Genomic DNA, 19,419 nt, shown 5'->3' on the forward strand with positions numbered 1-19,419 from the left:
CCCGAGTGGTCGGACCGGCTGGCCTGGCCCGGTTGGGGTGCGGTCCCGGGCCGGTCATCGGCGGGGCAGGTCGGGGCTGATTCGGTCGAGCATGTCCGGTCGGCAGTAGAGGGCTGCCCGGACAGCGGCCCACGAGACGGTCGGGGTACGCCGGCAGCGGGCGTCGTCGCGGGCGATCTTCCCTATCAAGGCCAGTCGGGAGCGGGCGTCGGTCAGCCGGCTCTGCATCTCGCAGATGACCTGCTGGCAGGAGGCCAGTTCCTGCTTGAGCCGGTGGAGCTGGCGTTCGGTCTCCTCCGGCGACTGCCGGACCCGGTCGAACGGCTGGGTGCGGTCGAAGTGTTGAGCGCGGTTGAACGGCTGGGGGTGCAAAGCGGACCTCCTCGGCGGTCGGGGTGAGGGCTGCTGCCGGGCGCCGGAGACCTTGGGGGAAGTGCCGGCAGCAGCCCTCACTTGCGCGGCACCCCCACCCGACGCCGACATGTGCTACCAGGCAGGAGGCCATGCGGACACCTTATAGCGCTACATAGCGCTATGTACAGCCTTGTAGGAGGTTGCTCTCGGTCGACGTATCATGCTTAGCGTCGTTTAGATGGAGCCCGACGACTTGATAGACCACGAGGGGCCGGTGCCGCCGTACCGGCAGCTCGCGGGGATCTTGGCTGCCCGGATCGAGCGTGGTGACTGGCAACCTGACCGGGCGATCCCGTCGGAGAACCAGCTTGTCGGCACGTATGGAATCGCCCGGACGACCGTCCGTAGGGCCGTTGCTCTGCTGGTGGAGCAGGGACTGATCTACGTCGTTCCGCAGCGCGGGATGTTCGTTCGGCGACGGTGACGGTGGGGCAGCCGGCGGCCGTCGGTGAGCAAAGGTGAGCCGCCGCGAAACGGAAATTTGCGGATCAGCTTGACACTGTTCTTGCGCAGTGTGAGTCTGTGAGTACGCAGCGTTATCGCGACGCAGGTCCGAGACACGCGCGGGGAACCAAACCGGGGGGATGCGCGGGGCGGCCGGAGACTGGGCGGAAATCCGTTCGGGACCGACCGCCCCGCGCGCTGTTCCGGCGCCGCCCCCGGACCTCCGTTGGCTCGGACAGCCCTCGATCCGTACTGTCCGGATTGCGACCCGGCCGGAGTCCGTCGCGGTACGCCCGGGGCGTAACGTGGAGGGTCGCGCCGCAGACCCGTACGACAGGAGCCTTCATGACCAGCACTCTCCCGGCACCCACGGGTGGTTCGTCCGCCGCGCCCCGGCCCGGCACCGTTGCCGAGGGCGACTACAAGGTGGCGGACCTCTCCCTCGCCGAGTTCGGGCGCAAGGAGATCCGACTCGCCGAGCACGAGATGCCCGGCCTGATGTCGATCCGTCGCGAATACGCCGCCGAGCAGCCGCTGCGCGGTGCCCGGATCACCGGTTCGCTGCACATGACGATCCAGACCGCGGTGCTCATCGAGACCCTCGTGGCGCTCGGCGCCCAGGTCCGCTGGGCCTCGTGCAACATCTTCTCCACCCAGGACCACGCGGCCGCCGCCATCGTGGTCGGACCGGACGGCACGCCCGACGCCCCGTCCGGCGTTCCGGTCTACGCCTGGAAGGGCGAGACGCTCGAAGAGTACTGGTGGTGCACCGAGCAGGTGCTGCTCTGGCCGGATGGCCAGGGGCCGAACATGATCCTCGACGACGGTGGCGACGCCACCCTGCTGGTGCACCGGGGTGCCCAGTTCGAGAAGGCCGGCGTGGTACCCCCGGTGGAGAGCGCCGACTCCGAGGAGTACGCGGTCATCCTCGGCGTGCTGCACCGCTCGCTCGCCGCGGACAACCAGCGCTGGACCCGGGTCGCCGCCAGCATCAAGGGCGTGACCGAGGAGACCACCACCGGCGTGCACCGGCTCTACGAGATGCAGCAGAACGGCACGCTGCTCTTCCCGGCCATCAACGTCAACGACTCGGTGACGAAGAGCAAGTTCGACAACAAGTACGGCTGCCGCCACTCGCTGATCGACGGCATCAACCGGGCCACCGACGTGCTGATCGGCGGCAAGACCGCTGTCGTGCTCGGCTACGGCGACGTCGGCAAGGGCTGCGCCGAGTCGCTGCGCGGCCAGGGTGCCCGGGTCATCGTCACCGAGGTCGACCCGATCTGCGCGCTCCAGGCCGCGATGGACGGCTACCAGGTCTCCACCCTGGACGACGTGGTGGAGACCGCCGACATCTTCATCACCGCGACCGGCTGCTTCGACGTGATCCGCAACGACCACATGGCCCGGATGAAGCACCAGGCGATCGTCGGCAACATCGGCCACTTCGACAACGAGATCGACATGGCCGGGCTGGCGAAGCGCTCCGACGTGCAGCGGATCAACATCAAGCCGCAGGTGGACGTCTGGCAGTTCGACGACGGCCACTCGATCATCGTGCTCTCCGAGGGGCGGCTGCTCAACCTGGGCAACGCCACCGGGCACCCGAGCTTCGTGATGTCGAACTCGTTCGCCAACCAGACGATCGCGCAGATCGAGCTCTTCACCAAGACCGAGGAGTACCCGGTCGGCGTCTACACGCTGCCGAAGCACCTGGACGAGAAGGTCGCCCGGCTGCACCTGGACGCGCTCGGCGCCAAGCTGACCGAGCTGACCAAGGAGCAGGCCAGCTACCTCGGCGTACCGGTCGAGGGGCCGTACAAGCCCGAGCACTACCGCTACTGAGCATCGACCGGCGAGCCCGGGACGGCAGCCCTGCCGCCCCGGGCTCGCCCGTCAGGCTCCGGCATCCGCTACAGAATTGGTGCGACGGATCAGAGGTAGAGCTTGCGGAGTTCACGGGCGATGTCGGAGACCTCGGTCAGGGTGCCGCTGGCCACTGACATCACAAGAGCCTCCGCCTGATCAACATCGACATCCTGGATCGGCACCTCGTTCAGGGCCAGGAAAACGCGCACCGCCGCCCAGGCGAGACGCTTGTTTCCATCGATCAGCGCGTGGTTCATGCAGATCGAGTGAAGCAGCGCGGCGGCCTTGCTCCAGAGATCGGCGTAAGCCTCCTGGCCGAACGCCACGGTGGCCGGGCGAACCACCGCCGACGAAAGCAGGCCGAGATCGCGGACCTGCGGCGTCTCGCCCAAGACTATCGAGGCGATCTCCACGAGGTCGTCGACCTCAAGATAGTTGATCACTCCGCCAACCGTCGCAGCAGTTCGGCGTCGCGCTCGGCAACCTCCCGCGCAAGATCCCGCACACGGGCACGGTGACTGCGAGCGGAGATGTACTCCTCGACCGCCACGACGATGGTGGCGTTCATCGACCGGTGCTCCTGCTCGGCAAGCTGCTTGAGCCGCTCATGCAATCCGTCAGGCAAATTGACCGTGGTGACCATATGGAAATCATACTGCTCATAACCACGGGAAACATCGGTACCCGAGGTCTTCGCGAGCTTCAGCGGGCAGTCGCGCAACTCCTGGTGCGGGTCCGCCTCCGGTCGTTCAGCGCCGTCGCGGCCGGAACCAGGTCCAGAGGCAGTAGCCGAGCCAGGCGACCGCGACCGCCGTGGCGAGCGGCCGCAGCCGGAGCGCGTTCAGCGCGATCACCACCGCCAGGACCAGCAGCCAGGGCAGGAACGCCTTCACCGGGCCGACCCGTTCGGCGGTGCGGACCCGGCCACCATCGGACGGACCACCCCGGGGTACGACAGCTCCGGCGCCGGGGGAGCCGCCGGCAGTGCGGAAGTCGTCGACATCGCCGGAGCCGCCGGTCGGACAGCGGGCGAGCCCGCAGGATCGGTGGCCGGCGCGGCGAGTTCCGGCCAGAGGCTGGAGGTCACCGATCGGGTACGCGCCAGCCGTTGCCGGGCCCGCACGTGCCGCTCGGCCAGTACGGCGGCCAGGTACGCCCACTCGGGCAGGCCCGGCGGTGGCGGTGGCGAGGTCACGGCCGCCACCTCCGCCCAGAGTGACCGGGTCAGCGCACGCCGCGAGTCCCTGGTCAACGTCGTGGTGCGACTGAGCAGTTGGCGTACGGCCAGCGCCAGGTTGTTGTCCAGCCGGGTCAGGTCCAGGGTGGCCGCCCAACCGGCCAGTGGCGGAACCATGGTCGGGAGGTAGCCGGTGGCGGCGGGACTCCGTTCGTGGATCACCAGCGTGCCGGCGGCCAGGTCACCGAGTCGCCGCCCCCGTGGATCGGTGAGCATCACGGTCACCCCCACCGCCCAGGTCAGCAGCGGCATCACCAGACCCGGCCACTCCACCGCGACGCCGACCAGGCTGCGGGTCAGCGCCTGCCGGAAGCCGACCCGGCCACCGTCGGCGCGTACCACCCGGAGCCCGACGGCGAGCTTGCCGACCGTACGGCCGGAGTTGAGGGTCTCGCAGATCACCGGGTAGCCGACCAGGACCAGTACCAACCCGACGGTCTGTAGGCCGCTGAGGGTCGCCCCGTCCAAGGCGCCCGGGCCGACGAGCGACCTGAGCAGGATTCCCGCACTCACCAGCAGGATCACCGCCAGGGCGATCTGGGTCAGGATGTCGATCAGCAGCGCCAGCACCCGGGAGCCGAGCCGGGCGACCCGGACGTCCAGCTCGACCGCCTCGCCGCTGACCAGTCCGGCATCCGCACCGTACCCGGCAGGGATGGCTGGCCGGGCGAGGGTGGACCTCGGTGCTTGCGCTGTCACCAGCACAGTGAACACTATGGTGCCGAACCCTGGGGAGCTGAGTTGGATCTCGACGCGTACACGGCCGAGCACGACCGGGAATGGCGGCGGCTGGCGGAGCTGACGAAGCGGCGGCGGCTCGACGCGGACGAGGCGGACGAGCTGGTCGCGCTCTACCAGCGGGTGGCCACGCACCTGTCTGTGGTACGCAGCCGGTCGCCCGATCCGGTACTCGTCGCCCAGCTCTCCCAACTGGTGCTGGCGGCCCGGGGCCGGCTCGCCGGCCGGTCCGGCTTCTCCTGGACGGCGGTCCGCAGGTTCTTCGTTGCCGGCTTCCCGCTGGCGGTCTACCGGGCCTGGCCGTGGTGGGCCGCGGTCGGCGCCGGGTTCGTCCTGGTCGCGGGCTTCCTGATGTACTGGATCGGCGAGCACCCGGAGAACGCCGCCGCACTGATCGGCGAGGAGGCGGCAGCCGAGGCGTTCGAGGCCCGGTTCGTCGGCTACTACAGCGAATACTCGGCACCGAGCTTCGCCTTCCAGTTGTGGACCCACAACGCCTGGATCGCCGCCCGCTGCCTCGCCTCCGGCATCCTGATCGTGCCGGTCTTCTACCTGCTGTGGCACAACGCCGTCAACATCGGGGTGACCGGCGGGGTACTGGCCGCCTACGACCGTACCGACGTCTTCTTCAGCATGATCACGCCGCACGGCCTGCTGGAGCTGACCGGGATCTTCGTGGCGGCCGGTGTCGGGCTGCGGATCGGCTGGGCCTGGATCGCGCCGCCGCGCGACCTGACCCGGGGCCAGGCGGTGGCCCGGGCCGGCCGCTCCGGCGTGCTGGTCGCGGTCGGCCTGGTGGGGCTCTTCGCGGTCGCCGGGCTGATCGAGGCCTTCGTCACCCCGGCGGCGGTGCCCACCGGGATCCGGGTCGGGATCGGCATAGTCGCCTGGCTCGGCTTCCTCGGCTACGTCGTCCACTTCGGCCGCCGCGCCGCCGCCGAGCAGGCTGCCACCGAGCAGGCTGCCACCGAGCAGGCTGCCACCGAGTCGGTCGGGTGATCCGCGGATCTTCTCCGGCGAACCTGCTCCGGACGAGCCGTGATCGCTACCGGGCGGGCGTGCGGGTGTAGGTGAGGTAGGCAGATCCGCTGCCCAGCACGACGTGGTCGGTGAGCTGCCAGCCGCGCGGGTCGAACTCGGCCTTGCGGCCGAACAGCGGAATTCCGGTACCGATGGTCAGCGGGGCCAGTTTGACGATCAGCTGGTCGATCTCCGGGTAGAGCGCCCCGGCCAGCTCGCCGCCGCCGACGAGCCAGATGTCCTTACCCTCCTCGCGCTTCAGCTCCCGTACCCGCGCGACCGGGTCACCGCTCACCACCTCGACGGCCGGGTCCGGGCTCTCCTTCAGGGTCCTTGAGAACACCAGGTGCCGCAGGTGCGGGAAGGCGTCGGTGACGCCGACCCGCAGGCCGATCTCGTAGCTGTGCCGCCCCTCCAGGACGGTGTCGAACCGGGTGCCCTCGGCCGTCACGGAGAGCGCGGTACGGGCCGCGTGCGGCAGTGTCTCCGGGTATTCCGAGACGAGGTGGTCGAGGTAGTCCTTCGGGATCTGCCAGAAGCCGTTCGGGCCGGTGGGATCGGCACCGTCCGGGCCGGCGACGAAGCCGTCGATGGTGGTCGCGACGAGGTACACGAGCTTGCGCAAGATCCGTCCAGGTTGGGTCGAGTCGGTCGCGTCCCACCCCGCCCGGCGGCGACGGTGGCGCGCTTGATCATCAAGTATCCGACATCGAGATTGTCTCCGACCAGCGGGTTTCCGCTGCGCCGCTCACGGTCGGGTCGCCGGCCGGTCAGCTGGGGCAGCGGCTGAAGCCGCCACAGTTGCAGGCTGAAGCCGCCACAGCTGTACCCGGCCCGATGCCCGTTGGAAGGTCGTCCAGGTGCCCCGGCCGCTGGGCAGCGGGCTCTCCGTCACCGCGCCCTCGGGGTAGTCGACGACGTCAACCAGCTCCAGGGTGTCGGCCGTCAGCAGAACCGTCGGCCCCTCGAATGCCGTCGCGACGATCCGGTCCACGTCGAGGTAGCCACCGTGGGTGTCGAACGTGGCGTCGCCGCCGAAGGTCTCGGCTCCGCCGCGTGCGGCACTGACGAGCCCGTCATCGAAGCGGCGCACCATGACGACGTCCTCCTCGATCGGCATGGTCAGATAACGATCGCCGGTCGGGTGGATGTCGGCCAGAATCTCGTACCGCGCATCCCGAACCGTCACGACGGCGCGACCATTGACCAGGTGCGCCCAGCCGATCCAGCCATCGTGGGGTGCGCCCAGCTCCACGCCCACGTGCCGACGATCAGGGTGCAGCACCATGTGCGAACCGGTGGTGACGCAACCCAGCGACGCGCGATCCAGCACCCGGCCGGTCTCCGCGTCGAGCACCCACATCTCGTCGTCATCGCCGGTGTCGCCGGGTACCACCGCCCAGATCCGGTCACCGTCGTGGCTGAATATGCACGAACCCTCCGAGCCGGTCGCCCCGAGTCGCGGGGTCCAGGCCGGATGCGGGACCTCCCACCGCACGACGCCGCTCCGGTCGACCAGGGTGATCCGATCCGTGCCGGCCACCGCGGCGTAGCTCAGGTCGGGGCGCACCGCGCACCCGCCCTCCCCGGGTAGTTCGAACGTCTGCCGTACGGTGCGCAGTTCCGGATCGAGGACCAGCAGTCGCGAATCCGGTGTCCTCATCTGCCATCCGCCGTCGGGCCGACGACCCGGGCCGTCGCAGCTCGAAGGGAACCCCTGCGGAACAACGAACTCTCGCTCGGCGATCAATCTGGCCATCATCGGCGACACCCTATGGCGCCGCCCGCCCCGGCCGCCTACCCGGACCGCCCCGGCGGGCGCCAAAACGGGCTGGCCGGTCCGGAGGGGCGGCAACCCGGCCTCCGGGCCAGCGCGGATCAGAGCTGGCCGAGGGCCTTGAGCCGGAGGTAGGTGTCGGTGACCGTCGGCGCCAGCCGGTCGGCCGGGGCGTCCACCACCGTCACCCCGTGCCGGGCCAGCGCCGCGCGTACCCGGTCCCGGTCGCCGAGCGCCCGCCAGGCCGCGGCCGAGGCGTAGGCGTCCTGGACGGTCTCCGGCGGACGGGTGGTGAGATCGGTCAGCACCGGATCGTGCACCGACGCCACGATCACCCGGTGCCGGGTCGCCAGCCGGGGCAGCACCGGCAGCAGTCCCTCGCCGAGCGCACCCGGTTCCAGGGCGGTGAAGAGCACCACCAGGGAACGCCGGCGCTGCCGCCGGAGGATCTCACCGGCGAGCAGTTCGAAATCGGTCTCCACCAGGGCCGGCTGGAGCGGGGCGAGCGCGTTTACCATCCGGGCCAGCAGCGTCGACTGGGCACCGCCGGTCAGCGCCAGCCGGACGGCGGCGTCCACGGCCAGCAGGTCGACCCGGTCACCGGCCCGGGCCGCCAGCGCGGCCAGCAGCAGGCTGGCGTCGATGGCGGCGTCGAGGCGGGGCTCGTCACCGACCCGTACCGCCGAGGTGCGCCCGGTGTCGAGCACGCAGACCACCCGCCGGTCGCGCTCCGGCCGCCAGGTCCGGACGAGTACGTCGGCCCGGCGCGCACTGGCGCGCCAGTCGACCGAGCGCACGTCGTCGCCGACCACGTATTCCCGCAGGGTGTCGAACTCGGTGCCCTGGCCCCGCCCCCGGGCCACCTCCGTGCCGTCGATCAGCCGCAGCCGGGCCAGTTTCTCCGGCAGGTGCCGGCGGGACTCGAACCGGGGCAGCACCCGCAGGGTCCACGGCGGTGTCGCCGGCCGTTCCGCCCGTTGCCGGAACGCCAACCCCAGCGGCCCGTACGAGCGCAGCGTCAGCCGCAGCGCCGGCCGGTCGCCACGCCGGGTCGGGGTCAGCCGGCTGGGCAGCTCCACCCGGATACCGGGCTCGACGCGTACCGTCGGGGCGCCGGGGAAGTCCGGTCTCGCCCCGGCGGACGGCACCCAGGCGTCCCGGACCAGCCCGCGCAGTGGCCGGTCGGAGGTGTTGTGCAGCCACACCGAGACCGTGGCGGTGTCGCCGAGCCGGACAGCCCGGTCGCCCTCCCGGCTCGCCTCGATCGCCCTCAGCGGGGCGGCCAGCCGCCAGTCGAGTACGGTCAGCGCCAGCACCAGCCCGGACATCACGAGTACGCCCAGCCACGGGGCGGGCCAGAGCGGCAGGGTCAGCGCGCCTGCACCGAGCAGGACCGCCGCCCGCCCCGTCATCGTGGCGTCGGCACGGTGCCGAGCACCGCGTCCAGTACCGACCGGGTGGTGACGCCCTCCAGTTCGGCCTCCGGGCGCAGCCGCAGCCGGTGCCGCAGCGTCGGCCGGGCGATCGCCTTGACGTCGTCCGGGGTGACGTGGTCCCGCCCGGCCATCCAGGCCCAGGCCTTCGCGGTGACCAGCAGCGCGATCGCACCCCGGGGTGAGGCGCCGAGTTCCAGCGCCGGTGCCGCCCGGGTGGCCCGGCACAGGTCCACGATGTAGCCGAGCACGCTCTCCACCACGCCGACCCGGCTGACCCCGTCCCGGGCCAGCGCCAGGTCGGCGGCGGTGGCCACCGGGCGTACTCCGGCGGCGGTCAGCTCGCGCGGGTCGAAGCCGGCGTGGTGCGCCCGGAGTACGCCCAGTTCCTCGTCCCGGTTCGGCAGCGGCATCGTCAGGTGCAGCAGGAAGCGGTCGAGCTGGGCCTCGGGCAGCGGATAGGTGCCCTCGTACTCCACCGGGTTCTGGGTGGCGGCCACGATGAACGGGTCCGGCAGCGGCCGGCGGTTCCCCTCCACCGAGACCTGCCGCTCCTCCATCACCTCCAGCAGCGCGGCCTGGGTCTTCGGCGGCGTCCGGTTGATCTCGTCGGCGAGCAGCAGGTTGGTGAAGACCGGCCCCTCCCGGAAGGTGAAGGCGGCGGTGCGCGGGTCGAAGATCAGTGACCCGGTGACGTCGCCGGGCATCAGGTCCGGGGTGAACTGGAGCCGCTTGGACTCCAGGTCGAGCGCTGCCGCCATGGTCCGCACCAGCAGCGTCTTCGCCACCCCCGGAACGCCCTCCAGCAGCACGTGCCCCCGGCAGAGCAGTGCGATCACCATCCCGGTGACCACGGCGTCCTGCCCGACGACCGCCTTGGCGACCTCGGCCCGCAGCCGGTGCAGGGCGGCGCGGGCCTCGTCGGGCTCCGCCGGGGCGCCGGCCTGGGCCGGCACCGGGTACGGCGCGGCGGCGTAGCGCGGATCGGTGGTTCCGGCGGGTCGGGTCACCGGGCTTCTCCTTCGATGGGGCGGTCGTGCCGGGGCTGGTCGGGCGGGGCGGTGCCGGGGGAGGTGACGATGTCGTCGAGCGCCCGGGCCAGGTCGAGCAGTTCCTGGTTGGTCTCCGGGGCCGGGCCGTGCAGCAGATCGTGCACCTCGGCGGCGCTCCGGCCGGTACGCGCCGCGATGGCCGCGGCCAACTCGTCCGGCCCGGCGTCCGGCGGTACGCCCCGGGACTGCGTCAACCGGTGCAGCGCGGCGGCGCGCAGCGTCTCCGCCGCCGGCCCGTACGCCCGGGCCCGCTGGTAGAGCCGGCCGCGCCCCAGCACCGTCTCGGCGGACGGGACGGTCACCGGCAACGGCTCGACGACAGGTGGCCCGAGCCGGCGGGCCCGCCAGAGCACCACCAGCAGCAGGGCCAGGGCGAGCTGCACCAGCAGGGCCCAGAACCAGGGCGGGAAGGCGTCCCAGAGCGGGTTGCGTCGGTCCGGCGCGTCTGCGTTGTCGTTCTGCCCGGGGGACGGTTGCGGCCGGTTCTCGTACTCCCGGTCGCCGTCGCCCTCTCCGGACCGGCCGTCCTCGTCCGACCCGGAGTCGCCCGGCATCGACGTCCACGGGTCCAGTTCGCCGTCGCGGTGGTACGGCGGCGGCGGCTCCGGTCCGGCGAGGTCGAGCCAGACGACCCGGTCGTGGATGCCGAGTAGTCCGGTGGAGAGCGCCGCGTTGCCCCGCTCGGCTATCCGGTCGTTGCGGAACGGGTCACTGGCACCGATCACCACGACCTCGCTGCCCCGCTGTTCCGTGCGGACCAGCCCGCCCGCGTAGCAGTGGTCGGTACCGTCGAGGCCGGGCGGGGCGGCGTACCGCTGGAGCAGTGCGGCCGCCCGGCCGGCCCGCGCCGCCTCGGGCAGCGGGCAGGGGCGGCCGTCGGCGTCGGCCTCCACGGCGTCGGCGGCCCAGCGTCGGCCGGCGACGGCCAGCGGCAGGCCGGCGGCCTCCAGTACCCGCTGTGGCGGGTCGACCAGCACCACCCGGGCCCGGGCGGCCGGCTCGGCGAGGTACGGCAGGTAGAGCGGATGGACCAGCCCCGGCGAGGGGACGAAGAGGGTGAAGCCCTGGCTGGTCGCCTGGATCAGGGCCCGCCGGGTACTCGTGAACCGTTCGACGGCGACGCCCTCGGCGCGCAGCCGGTCGGCGAGCTGGCTTGCGCCCTCGTCGTCGCCGTTGACCGGGGAGAGGAAGCCGGCGGAGCCGGGATCGGGCTGGTCGATCGCCTGGGTGATCCCGGTGACCGCGAGCAGCACGGCGACCGCCCCGAGCGGGATCGCCATGCGGTGCCAGCGGCGCCGTCGGCGGCCCTTCGCTGCCTTCGCTGCTGGCGCTGCCGGCCGGCCAGGTCCGGAGTGGACGGTACCGGCGTGCTGCTGCCCGGCCGGGGCGTGGGTGCCCGGCCCGGGCGCGTCCGGGGCAGGGGTCATCTCCGGGCCACCCCCTCCTGGATCGTCTCCCGGCTCGGCGTCGGGGCCGTCCCGTCGGCGGCGCCGGGCGGTCTGTCGAGGGTACGGTCGAGTTCGGTGGCGAGCGTACGCATCCGGTCGTCGTGCTCGCGCCTCGCCGGACGCTGGGCGTACCAGAGGTCGGAGAAGAGCCGACCCGCCTCGGTGAGCGCCGGGTCCACCTCCGGCCGGTTCCGGGCGGCGGCGGTGGCGAGTTCGGTGACGGTGAGCCCGGGCAGGTGTTGGAGCACGCCACGGTCGACCAGTTGCCGGACCATCCCCCGGAACCGTTCCCGGGCCGCCTCGGCGTACCGGCCCTCGGCGGCGTACCGGTCGGCGAGGGCGACAAGCGTCTCGGCCGGTACGTCCGGCAACTCCGGATCCTCCTCGGTCGTCGCCTCGGCGTCCGGCTCGGTCGGCTGTGTCTGGCGGGGCTTGCGCCGTCGCCGCCGCCGGGACGGCCACCAACGCGGCAGCCGGCGGGGCACCCAGGCGGGGTAGTGGAACCAGCCGAGCGCGACGAGCACGCCGGCGAGCACCAGCAGCAGCGCGACCAGGGGGAGCGGCACCAGGTCGCCGAGCGCGGCCGTCGTCTCCGTCCACCAGCGGCTGAAGCTCACCTTCGGCCCGCCATCGGGGTGAGGATCGGCGAGCCGGTCCGCCGGGCCCGGTCGATGACGATGTCCAGCCCTTCGGTGCGGATCCGCCCCTCCAGGTAGATGACCGCGTCGAGGCAGGCGAGCGCGGGATAGGCGATGCTGTTGACCAGGGCCCAGACCGCCAGGCCGACGGGCAGTTGCCAGCGCGGTTCCAGCAGCCCGAGCGAGTTCAGCCCGGTGACGACACCGACGGCGAGCCCGATCCGCAACAGCCACCAGACGAGATAGCCGAGCACCCGTATCGCCGCCGCCCGGCCGCCGGTGCGCAGGGCGAGGGTGGCCGAGCGCCACAGCGCCCGGAACGGGCCGACCCGGTCCAGCACGATCGCCGGCGCCACCGAGCCGAGCAGCGCGAAGCCGATCACCCAGAGCGGCATGACCAGGGAGGCCACGAACATCACGGCACCGGCCAGCAGGGCGACCAGGATCGTCGCCGGGAGTCGGGCACCGCGCGGGCGGAGCAACCGGCGGACCCGGGTACCGGGATCGAGCATGACCGTACCGGCGGCCCGGGCGGTCAGGTTGCCGAGCAGCGCGATGATTACCGCCTCGCAGGCGGCGCCGACGGCCAGCAGGAACCAGTACGCCGGCAGCTCGTCGATCCTCGGCAGGTAGGCCGGCGGGGTGACCTCGGCGACCAGCCGCAGCGGGTGCAGCAGGAGTTGTTCGAGTACGGCCAGGGCCAGCGCGACCGGTACCAGTACCCGGGCGTGGTCGCGGAGCAGCAGCACCGCCGAGTCGATCAGCTCACCGACGGTGAGCGGCCGCAGCGGCAGTACGGCGGGCTGGCCGGCGTCGGGCAAACGAACTCCTCCGGCGGGCATCGGGGGTGGCGGGGGTACGCACCGCAGCCGTCATGGTGTCACGTCGGCTCATCCCGGGCGGAGCCGCTCGGCCGGTTCCCACGTCACGGTTCGGTGTGCGTGCCACCCGGCCCCGCCCCGCCGCCGGGATTGGGGGAGTGGAAGGGGGGTCGGCACGTCACGGTTCGGTATGCGTCGCGGAGGGGTTCGGCGGCGACGGTCGTCGTTGGTGCGGGCCGGTTGACCAGGGTAAGCTTCTGCGCCTCGTGCCCAGGGCAGGCCCGGCGATGCGCCGCGCCGGGAGGTGCGGGGACCACGCGGTGGAAAAGAGGGTGGAATATTAGTGCCATGAGAGCCCGGGTACTGGTCGTCGACGATGATCCCGCGCTGGCCGAGATGCTCGGCATCGTGCTGCGCAGCGAGGGCTTCCTGCCCTCGTTCGTCGCCGACGGAGAGCGGGCGCTGGCCGCGTTCCGGGAGAACCGGCCGGACATCGTCCTGCTCGACCTGATGCTGCCGGGAATGAGCGGCATCGACGTGGCCCGGGCGATCCGGTCCGAGTCGGGCATCCCGATCGTGATGTTGACGGCCAAGAGCGACACGGTGGACGTGGTGCTCGGGCTGGAGTCGGGCGCGGACGACTACGTGGTCAAGCCGTTCAAGCCCAAGGAACTGGTCGCCCGGATGCGGGCCCGGCTGCGCCGGGGCGAGGACGCCGCGCCGGAGTTGCTGACCATCGGTCCGCCCGGCAACCAGATCAACATCGACGTGCCGGCGCACACGGTCAGCCGGGACGGCGAAGAGGTGAAGCTGACCCCGCTGGAGTTCGACCTGCTGGTGGCGCTGGCCCGCAAGCCGCGTCAGGTCTTCACCCGGGAGGTCCTGCTGGAGCAGGTCTGGGGTTACCGGCACGCCGCCGACACCCGCCTGGTCAACGTGCACGTCCAGCGGCTCCGCGCCAAGATCGAACCGGATCCGGAGCGACCCGAGGTGATCCTGACGGTGCGGGGAGTCGGCTACAAGGCGGGCACCGGATAGCCTGGGTCGCACTGTGGCCCGTACCCTGACCTCCTCGTCCGCCCTGCTCGGCCGTGTGGCCGCGACCGGGCGGCGGTTGCGGCGCGTCAGCTCGGTACGGCTGGCCCGGGCGGTCAGCGGCCTGCACCGCACCTGGCGACGGTCGCTCCAGGTGCGGGTCGTCACGATCACGCTGGTGGCGTCGAGCCTGCTGGTCGGCGGGTTCGCCTATCTGGTCGCTGACAACATCACGGACATCGTCCTCGACAACGCCACCAACGACGTCAAGAGTCGGCTGGAGGACGGCCAGAAGTACGCCTCCGAGCAGCTCAGCAACCACACCACGGTCGCCGAGCAGGGGTTGCGGGCGACCCTGGAGAACACCGTCAACTACCTGGCCGGCGGAGATCCGGCCCAGCTCGGCGGCGTGGTGGTGACGCTGCGGGTCACCGGGGTCGCCCCCGCGACCTCGCCCCAGGTGGACGTCGGCGGCATCCTGACCCCAGGGCTGGAGGACGCGGTCCGGGGCGGCGACATCGCCCACCAGTTCCGCACCGGTGACCTCTTCGACAAGGGGCCGACGAAATACCTGGTCTACGGCTCGCCGGTGCGGACCGGCCTCGGTCAGGTCGAGCTCTACTACTTCGTACCGCTGACCCGGTGGGACCAGATCGCCGACGGCTCCCGGGCCACCGTACTGGCCACCGGGTTCGCCCTGGTCGTCCTGCTCGGGCTGCTCTCCGGGCTGGTCACCCGGCTGGTGGTCAATCCGGTACGGGTCGCCGCCCGTACCGCCCAGCGGCTCTCGGCAGGGCTGCTCGACCAACGGATGGTGGTCAACGGCGAGGACGACCTGGCGATGCTCGCCTCGTCGTTCAACCAGATGGCGACGAACCTGCAACGCCAGATCGTCCGGCTGGAGGAGATGTCCCGGCTGCAACGGCGGTTCACCTCGGACGTCTCGCACGAGCTGCGTACCCCGCTCACCACCGTACGGATGGCTGCCGACCTGATCTACGCGGAGCGGGACGGGTTCGACCCCGCGGTGACGCGTACCGCCGAGTTGCTGCACGCCGAGCTGGACCGGTTCGAGGACCTGCTCACCGACCTGCTGGAGATCAGCCGGTTCGACGCCGGCTTCGCCATGCTGGACGCCGAGCCGACCGACCTGGTGCCGGTGGTGCGCCGCGTGGTCGACCGGCTGGAGCCGCTCGCCAGCCGCTGCGGCACCCCGCTGCGGGTGACGGTGCCGGAGACTCCGGTGATCGCCGAGGTCGACCCGCGCCGGGTGGAGCGGATCCTGCGCAACCTGGTCGGCAACGCGGTGGAGCACGGTGCCGGCAAGCCGGTGGCGGTGGCGCTGGCGGCGGACGAGACGGCGGTGGCGATCACCGTCCGGGACCATGGCGTGGGGCTGAAGCCCGGCGAGGAGAAGCTGGTCTTCAACCGGTTCTGGCGGGCCGACCCGTCGCGGGCCCGGCAGACCGGCGGCACCGGGCTCGGTCTCTCCATCAGCCTGGAGGACGCCCGGTTGCACGGCGGCTGGCTGGAGGCGTGGGGCGCACCGGGCGAGGGCGCCCAGTTCCGGCTGACCCTGCCGGCCCGGGCCGGTGACCGGCTGACCTCGTCGCCGTTGCGGCTGGTACCGGCCGACGCGCCGCTGGCCGTCCCGCACGACCTCGGCTGGACCGTGCCGGTTCCGGCTGGCGCCGCGACCACCTCGCGGCCCGGGGCGGAGCTTCCGGGCGCCGGAACCACCTTGCCGCCCGGGGTGGAGCTTCCGGGCGCCGACGACGGCCCGACCCCGTCCGGCGGTGCTCCGAGTGGGGCGGCCGACGGGGTGACCGGCGTGACCGACGGGCCGGCCGCCCCGGACGAGGCGGTCGATGCCGTACCGGGTGGGCTGGCCGGTCCGAGGCCCCCGGCCGACGCCGAGCCGAGCGAGGTGACCAGATGAGCCGACGCGGCATCGCGCTCGGGGCCGTGGCGATACTGCTCGCCGGGCTGGCCGGCTGCGGCATCCCCGGTGAGAGCGACGTGCGGATCGACGGGCGGGGGCCGGTGGCCGAGGCCGCGCCGGCCGACCGTCCGGCGGTGCGCCCGCCGGACCGTACCGCCAGCGGCAGCGACCCGGAGGCGTTCGCCAGGAACTTCCTCACCGCCGCGGCCGGCGAGGCGGGCGAGGCGTACAAGCGGGTGAACGAGTACATCCAGGAAGCCGAGCGGTTCAAGGTCAACGACAAGGGCGACATCAACGTCGTCCGGGTCGACCTGGACGGCGGCGGGATCGAGGTCACCCAGAACAAGGACGGCACCAGCAAGGTGGTGGTCACCGTCCAGCAGGTCGGGGTACTCCGGGCCAACGGTTCGATAGGCGAGCCGGTACGGCAGGAGAAGTCGTACTCCTTCGTCATCGGCGCCGTGCCGACCGACCCGGGTACGCCTGGCGGGCTGTGGGTGCTCAAGGCGCCGCCGGTGCTGCTGATGACCGACGACGCCCTGTACAACTACTACGAGCAGCTCACCATCTACTTCTGGAACGTCAACGGCACCTCGCTGGTGCCGGACCTGCGCTATCTGCCGCGTACGGTGCCGGTGCAGCGGCATGCCACGGCGGTGCTGGAGTGGCTGACCGCAGGCCCGGCGGAGTGGCTCAAGTCGGCCGTGGCGCTGCCCGAGGGCACCAGCCCGGTGGGTAACGTGCCGGCGCCCGAGGAGGGGGGCCGGCTGGAGATCAACCTCGCGGTCAAGGCCGGCGCGGTGGAGTCCAGGCTCGACCTGGAGCGGCTCTTCACCCAGATCGTCTGGTCGCTGCGGACCAACCAGTTGCTCGACAACGAGCTGGAACTCAAGATCCAGAATCAGTCCAGGATGATCGAGGTCGTCGAGGACTACCGGCGGGACCATCCGCTCTACCAGCTCGAAGGTGCCGCCGCCCGGTACGGCGTCTTCGCCGGCCGGATCTATCCGCTGACGAGCCCGGGAGAACCGGCGCCGGTGCCGATCGCCGCCGCGGAGAACCACGACATCGTCACCGCCGGGGTGAGCCGCAACGGCGACGACGTCGCGGTCGCCCTGGTCACCCGGGACGGCGACGCCTTCCGGCTCCGTACCGGCACCGGTCCGGGGGCGGCCGGCACCCTGTACACCGGCCAGCGCAGCTACCCCGACATGAGCCGGCCGGTGTGGCTGAAGGAGGCGGGCCTCGGCGGGCCGGTCGGGCTGGTCGTGGCGGAGGGCAAACTCTGGACCTTCACCGCGGGCAATCCCGAGCTGACCCAGGTCTCCTTCTCCGGGGCACCCTCGGGCGTGACGGCGGTGGCGGCCTCGATGGACGGCAACCGGATCGCCTTCGTCTCCGGCGGCCGGCTCTACGTGGCCGGGGTACGGCCGGTCGACGGCGGGCTGAACGTCGAGTCGCCCCGCCGGTTGGCCACCTCGTTGCACTCGTTGAGCGCGGTGGACTGGTTCGGCGAGAACCTGCTCGTGGTGGCGGGCCTGGACGGTGAGGACGCCAGGGCGATCAACCGGATCAACGTCGACGGGGCGCTGGAGTCGCAGCAGGTCAAACAGGCAAGTGCCGCGCCGGTCGAGGCGCTGGCCGCCGATCCCAGCTTCCTGGCGGTACGGCCGTTGCCCCTGACGTACGAGGCGAACGAGGTCGCCTTCGTCTCCGACACACCAGTCATCCCGGACCAGATTGCACCCGGCTGGGGTGCACCGCCGCCCGACGTGAACTCGGCCACCGCCTCCTTCTATCTCTACTGAACGATCTCTCTGAGGCGGGCGGGATGCTGGCGGGGGTCTGGGCGGAGCTGACCGATCTGGTGCTGCCGGCCGAGTGTGCGGGTTGCCGGGCCGAGCGGCTGCCGCTGCGCCAGGGCGTCTGCCCGACCTGTTCCGCCGACCTCGTCGCGCTGCGTCCGACACCCGTGCGTCCGTCACCGGCACCGTCCGGCCTGCCGGACTGCGTGGCGCTCGGCAGCTACCGGGGTGCGTTGCGGGAGTCGCTGCTGGCGTACAAGGAACGGGGCCGGCACGGCCTGGCCCGACCACTGGGCAGGCTGCTCGCGGAGGCGGTGGCGGTGGCGGTCGGTGAGCGGCGGCCGGTGCTGCTGGTGCCGGTGCCGGCGACCGCGCGGGCGGTGCGGGCCCGGCACGGCGATCATCTGCGCCGGCTGGCCCGGCACTCGGCCGGCCGGCTGCGGGCCGCCGGCTGGCCGGTGGCGGTGGCCCATCCGCTGCGCGCGGTGCCCCGGCCTGACTCGGCCACGCTGGACAGCGCGGGTCGGGCAGCGGCGGCGCGGGACGCCTTCCGGCTCCGGGAGGGCCGCTCGCCCGCGGTCCGTCGGCTCGCCGCCGGCCGCGCGGTGGTGTTGCTGGACGACATCGTGACCACCGGCGCCACGCTCGCGGCGGTGGCCCGGCGGCTGGAGACCGCCGGCATTCCGGTGTACGCGGCTGCGGTGCTGGCCGCGACCGCCCGGCGCGGGCGGGGCTGACCCGAGGCTCGGCCCGGCCACGTGCACCAGGGCCGGTCCAGGCGAGAAACCTTCACTCTACGTGTTGCCAGATTCACCCTGTCGTGCGTTTCCTGCAAATCTTCTCGAATTGGTCTTGCTGTCCGGGGTGACGGGCGCGTCGATTAGGGTTAGCGTCTTATTTACCGGGGGTATGACAGGTGTTTCAACGCCCCGCGGACGCACCTGGAGGGAGGCATCGCCGTTGTTCCCGATCCGGTCAAGCCGAATGGATACTCCAGGGGCGGGCTGACCGGGATTTTTGTTTCCCAGACTCTCCGATGGCGCAGGGAGGTCACGCATGGATCTCGTGGTCAAGGGTCGAAACGTCGAGGTGCCGGATCATTACCGAGTGCACGTAGCCGAGAAGCTCGCCAAGATCGAGCGCTACGACCACAAGCTTATTCGGGTCGACGTGGAACTCTTTCACGAACGCAATCCGCGACAGTCCGATCACTGCCAGCGAATAGAGATTACCTGCATCTCGCGTGGACCCGTGGTCCGTGCGGAGGCGTGCGCGAAGGACTTCTACAGCGCTCTCGACGCGGCGATCTCGAAGCTTGACACGAGACTGCGCCGGGCCGCCGACCGGCGCCGCGTACACCGCGGCCGGCACGCCCCGATCTCCGTGGCCGCCGCCACCGCCGGGCTGCCGGTCGTCGACGCCAGCGACTCGGCGCTGGCCACCCTCACCGCCCCGGCACCCGAATCCGCGAGATCGAACGGCAACGGCCGTGCTGCGGAGGCCGAGCCCGAGTTCGACGAGTACGACGACGCACAGCCCTGGCACATCGCCCGGGAGAAGGTGCACCCGGCCGAGCCGATGACGGTCGACGACGCGCTGTTCCAGATGGAACTCGTCGGCCACGACTTCTACCTGTTCCAGGACAAGGAGTCCGGCCGCCCCAGCGTCGTCTACCGGCGCAAGGGCTACGACTACGGCATCATCGCCCTGGACACCTGAGCGCGCGCGGTGCACCCACCGGCCTCG

20 protein-coding genes are annotated in these 19,419 nt (G+C 71.9%); 8 read left to right on the forward strand and 12 right to left on the reverse strand.

The window, feature by feature from the left end:
* Positions 1 to 54: 54 nt before the first annotated feature.
* A complete protein-coding gene (locus CLT71_RS28790; protein ID WP_101369862.1) occupies positions 55 to 372 on the reverse strand; it encodes a hypothetical protein in 318 nt (105 codons plus the stop codon).
* A gap of 220 nt (positions 373 to 592) precedes the next feature.
* Here CLT71_RS28790 and CLT71_RS28795 point away from each other — a divergent pair, with 220 nt between their 5' ends.
* Positions 593 to 838, forward strand: a complete 246-nt coding sequence (locus tag CLT71_RS28795; protein WP_101369863.1) for a GntR family transcriptional regulator — start codon at positions 593 to 595, stop codon at positions 836 to 838.
* Between the two features lie 365 nt (positions 839 to 1,203).
* Positions 1,204 to 2,703 (forward strand): adenosylhomocysteinase, encoded by a 1,500-nt coding sequence (gene ahcY, locus CLT71_RS28800; RefSeq protein ID WP_101369864.1) that lies wholly within the window; start codon positions 1,204 to 1,206, stop codon positions 2,701 to 2,703.
* 89 nt (positions 2,704 to 2,792) lie between these two features.
* Here ahcY and CLT71_RS28805 read toward each other — a convergent pair whose 3' ends face one another.
* From CLT71_RS28805 to CLT71_RS28815, 4 genes are all read right to left on the reverse strand, one after another.
* The gene (locus CLT71_RS28805) at positions 2,793 to 3,170 is read right to left on the reverse strand and encodes a Fic family protein (RefSeq protein ID WP_101369865.1); all 378 of its coding nucleotides are present in this window, start codon (positions 3,168 to 3,170) and stop codon (positions 2,793 to 2,795) included.
* Positions 3,167 to 3,370, reverse strand: a complete 204-nt coding sequence (locus CLT71_RS28810) for an Arc family DNA-binding protein (protein WP_101369866.1) — start codon at positions 3,368 to 3,370, stop codon at positions 3,167 to 3,169. The genes CLT71_RS28805 and CLT71_RS28810 overlap by 4 nt, the downstream gene beginning before the upstream one ends.
* Positions 3,371 to 3,476: 106 nt before the next feature.
* A complete protein-coding gene (locus tag CLT71_RS37580; RefSeq protein ID WP_199187752.1) occupies positions 3,477 to 3,620 on the reverse strand; it encodes a hypothetical protein in 144 nt (47 codons plus the stop codon).
* The gene (locus CLT71_RS28815) at positions 3,617 to 4,663 is read right to left on the reverse strand and encodes an RDD family protein (protein ID WP_486483506.1); all 1,047 of its coding nucleotides are present in this window, start codon (positions 4,661 to 4,663) and stop codon (positions 3,617 to 3,619) included. The genes CLT71_RS37580 and CLT71_RS28815 overlap by 4 nt, the downstream gene beginning before the upstream one ends.
* 42 nt (positions 4,664 to 4,705) lie before the next feature.
* Here CLT71_RS28815 and CLT71_RS28820 point away from each other — a divergent pair, with 42 nt between their 5' ends.
* Positions 4,706 to 5,701, forward strand: a complete 996-nt coding sequence (locus CLT71_RS28820) for a stage II sporulation protein M (protein ID WP_101369867.1) — start codon at positions 4,706 to 4,708, stop codon at positions 5,699 to 5,701.
* A gap of 46 nt (positions 5,702 to 5,747) precedes the next feature.
* On the opposite strand, the gene CLT71_RS28825 is transcribed toward CLT71_RS28820, so the two are convergent.
* From CLT71_RS28825 to CLT71_RS28855, 7 genes are all read right to left on the reverse strand, one after another.
* Positions 5,748 to 6,347: a dihydrofolate reductase family protein gene (locus CLT71_RS28825; RefSeq protein WP_101369868.1), complete on the reverse strand. Its 600-nt coding sequence runs from the start codon at positions 6,345 to 6,347 to the stop codon at positions 5,748 to 5,750.
* A gap of 123 nt (positions 6,348 to 6,470) precedes the next feature.
* The gene (locus CLT71_RS28830; RefSeq protein WP_101369869.1) at positions 6,471 to 7,385 is read right to left on the reverse strand and encodes a hypothetical protein; all 915 of its coding nucleotides are present in this window, start codon (positions 7,383 to 7,385) and stop codon (positions 6,471 to 6,473) included.
* 215 nt (positions 7,386 to 7,600) lie between these two features.
* The gene (locus CLT71_RS28835) at positions 7,601 to 8,911 is read right to left on the reverse strand and encodes a DUF58 domain-containing protein (RefSeq protein ID WP_101369870.1); all 1,311 of its coding nucleotides are present in this window, start codon (positions 8,909 to 8,911) and stop codon (positions 7,601 to 7,603) included.
* Complete coding sequence (locus CLT71_RS28840; protein ID WP_101371882.1) at positions 8,908 to 9,888, reverse strand: AAA family ATPase; 981 nt, start codon at positions 9,886 to 9,888, stop codon at positions 8,908 to 8,910. The genes CLT71_RS28835 and CLT71_RS28840 overlap by 4 nt, the downstream gene beginning before the upstream one ends.
* Before the next feature lie 50 nt (positions 9,889 to 9,938).
* Positions 9,939 to 11,411: a DUF4350 domain-containing protein gene (locus CLT71_RS28845; RefSeq protein WP_199187753.1), complete on the reverse strand. Its 1,473-nt coding sequence runs from the start codon at positions 11,409 to 11,411 to the stop codon at positions 9,939 to 9,941.
* Positions 11,408 to 12,049, reverse strand: a complete 642-nt coding sequence (locus tag CLT71_RS28850; protein ID WP_101369871.1) for a DUF4129 domain-containing protein — start codon at positions 12,047 to 12,049, stop codon at positions 11,408 to 11,410. Before CLT71_RS28850 ends, CLT71_RS28845 begins: the two co-directional genes overlap by 4 nt.
* Positions 12,046 to 12,891, reverse strand: a complete 846-nt coding sequence (locus CLT71_RS28855; protein ID WP_101369872.1) for a hypothetical protein — start codon at positions 12,889 to 12,891, stop codon at positions 12,046 to 12,048. Before CLT71_RS28855 ends, CLT71_RS28850 begins: the two co-directional genes overlap by 4 nt.
* A 348-nt stretch (positions 12,892 to 13,239) precedes the next feature.
* Here CLT71_RS28855 and mtrA point away from each other — a divergent pair, with 348 nt between their 5' ends.
* The 5 genes from mtrA (at position 13,240) to hpf (ending at position 19,392) form a co-directional block, all read left to right on the forward strand.
* Complete coding sequence (gene mtrA / locus CLT71_RS28860; RefSeq protein WP_101369873.1) at positions 13,240 to 13,929, forward strand: MtrAB system response regulator MtrA; 690 nt, start codon at positions 13,240 to 13,242, stop codon at positions 13,927 to 13,929.
* A 13-nt stretch (positions 13,930 to 13,942) separates the two neighbouring features.
* Complete coding sequence (gene mtrB / locus CLT71_RS28865; protein ID WP_486483507.1) at positions 13,943 to 15,865, forward strand: MtrAB system histidine kinase MtrB; 1,923 nt, start codon at positions 13,943 to 13,945, stop codon at positions 15,863 to 15,865.
* Positions 15,862 to 17,676, forward strand: a complete 1,815-nt coding sequence (locus CLT71_RS28870; RefSeq protein WP_101369874.1) for an LpqB family beta-propeller domain-containing protein — start codon at positions 15,862 to 15,864, stop codon at positions 17,674 to 17,676. The genes mtrB and CLT71_RS28870 overlap by 4 nt, the downstream gene beginning before the upstream one ends.
* Before the next feature lie 23 nt (positions 17,677 to 17,699).
* On the forward strand, positions 17,700 to 18,410 hold the full coding sequence (locus CLT71_RS28875) for a phosphoribosyltransferase family protein (RefSeq protein WP_101369875.1): 711 nt from the start codon (positions 17,700 to 17,702) through the stop codon (positions 18,408 to 18,410).
* A gap of 319 nt (positions 18,411 to 18,729) precedes the next feature.
* Positions 18,730 to 19,392 carry a ribosome hibernation-promoting factor, HPF/YfiA family gene (gene hpf / locus CLT71_RS28880; protein WP_101369876.1) on the forward strand — a complete coding sequence of 221 codons (663 nt, stop codon included), beginning with the start codon at positions 18,730 to 18,732 and terminating at the stop codon, positions 19,390 to 19,392.
* The last annotated feature ends 27 nt before the right edge of the window (positions 19,393 to 19,419 follow it).

Source organism: Plantactinospora sp. CNZ320 (assembly GCF_002846275.1).

Excerpts from the sequence above, each read along its gene's own strand:
- CLT71_RS28875 (WP_101369875.1), top strand. The coding sequence starts at position 17,700 with ATGCTGGCGGGGGTCTGGGCGGAGCTGACCGATCTGGTGCTGCCGGCC.
- CLT71_RS28845 (WP_199187753.1), bottom strand. The coding sequence starts at position 11,411 with ATGACCCCTGCCCCGGACGCGCCCGGGCCGGGCACCCACGCCCCGGCC.
- mtrA (WP_101369873.1), top strand. The coding sequence starts at position 13,240 with ATGAGAGCCCGGGTACTGGTCGTCGACGATGATCCCGCGCTGGCCGAG.
- CLT71_RS28830 (WP_101369869.1), bottom strand. The coding sequence starts at position 7,385 with ATGAGGACACCGGATTCGCGACTGCTGGTCCTCGATCCGGAACTGCGC.
- CLT71_RS28810 (WP_101369866.1), bottom strand. The coding sequence starts at position 3,370 with ATGGTCACCACGGTCAATTTGCCTGACGGATTGCATGAGCGGCTCAAG.
- CLT71_RS28795 (WP_101369863.1), top strand. The coding sequence starts at position 593 with ATGGAGCCCGACGACTTGATAGACCACGAGGGGCCGGTGCCGCCGTAC.
- ahcY (WP_101369864.1), top strand. The coding sequence starts at position 1,204 with ATGACCAGCACTCTCCCGGCACCCACGGGTGGTTCGTCCGCCGCGCCC.
- hpf (WP_101369876.1), top strand. The coding sequence starts at position 18,730 with ATGGATCTCGTGGTCAAGGGTCGAAACGTCGAGGTGCCGGATCATTAC.
- CLT71_RS28835 (WP_101369870.1), bottom strand. The coding sequence starts at position 8,911 with ATGACGGGGCGGGCGGCGGTCCTGCTCGGTGCAGGCGCGCTGACCCTG.
- CLT71_RS28870 (WP_101369874.1), top strand. The coding sequence starts at position 15,862 with ATGAGCCGACGCGGCATCGCGCTCGGGGCCGTGGCGATACTGCTCGCC.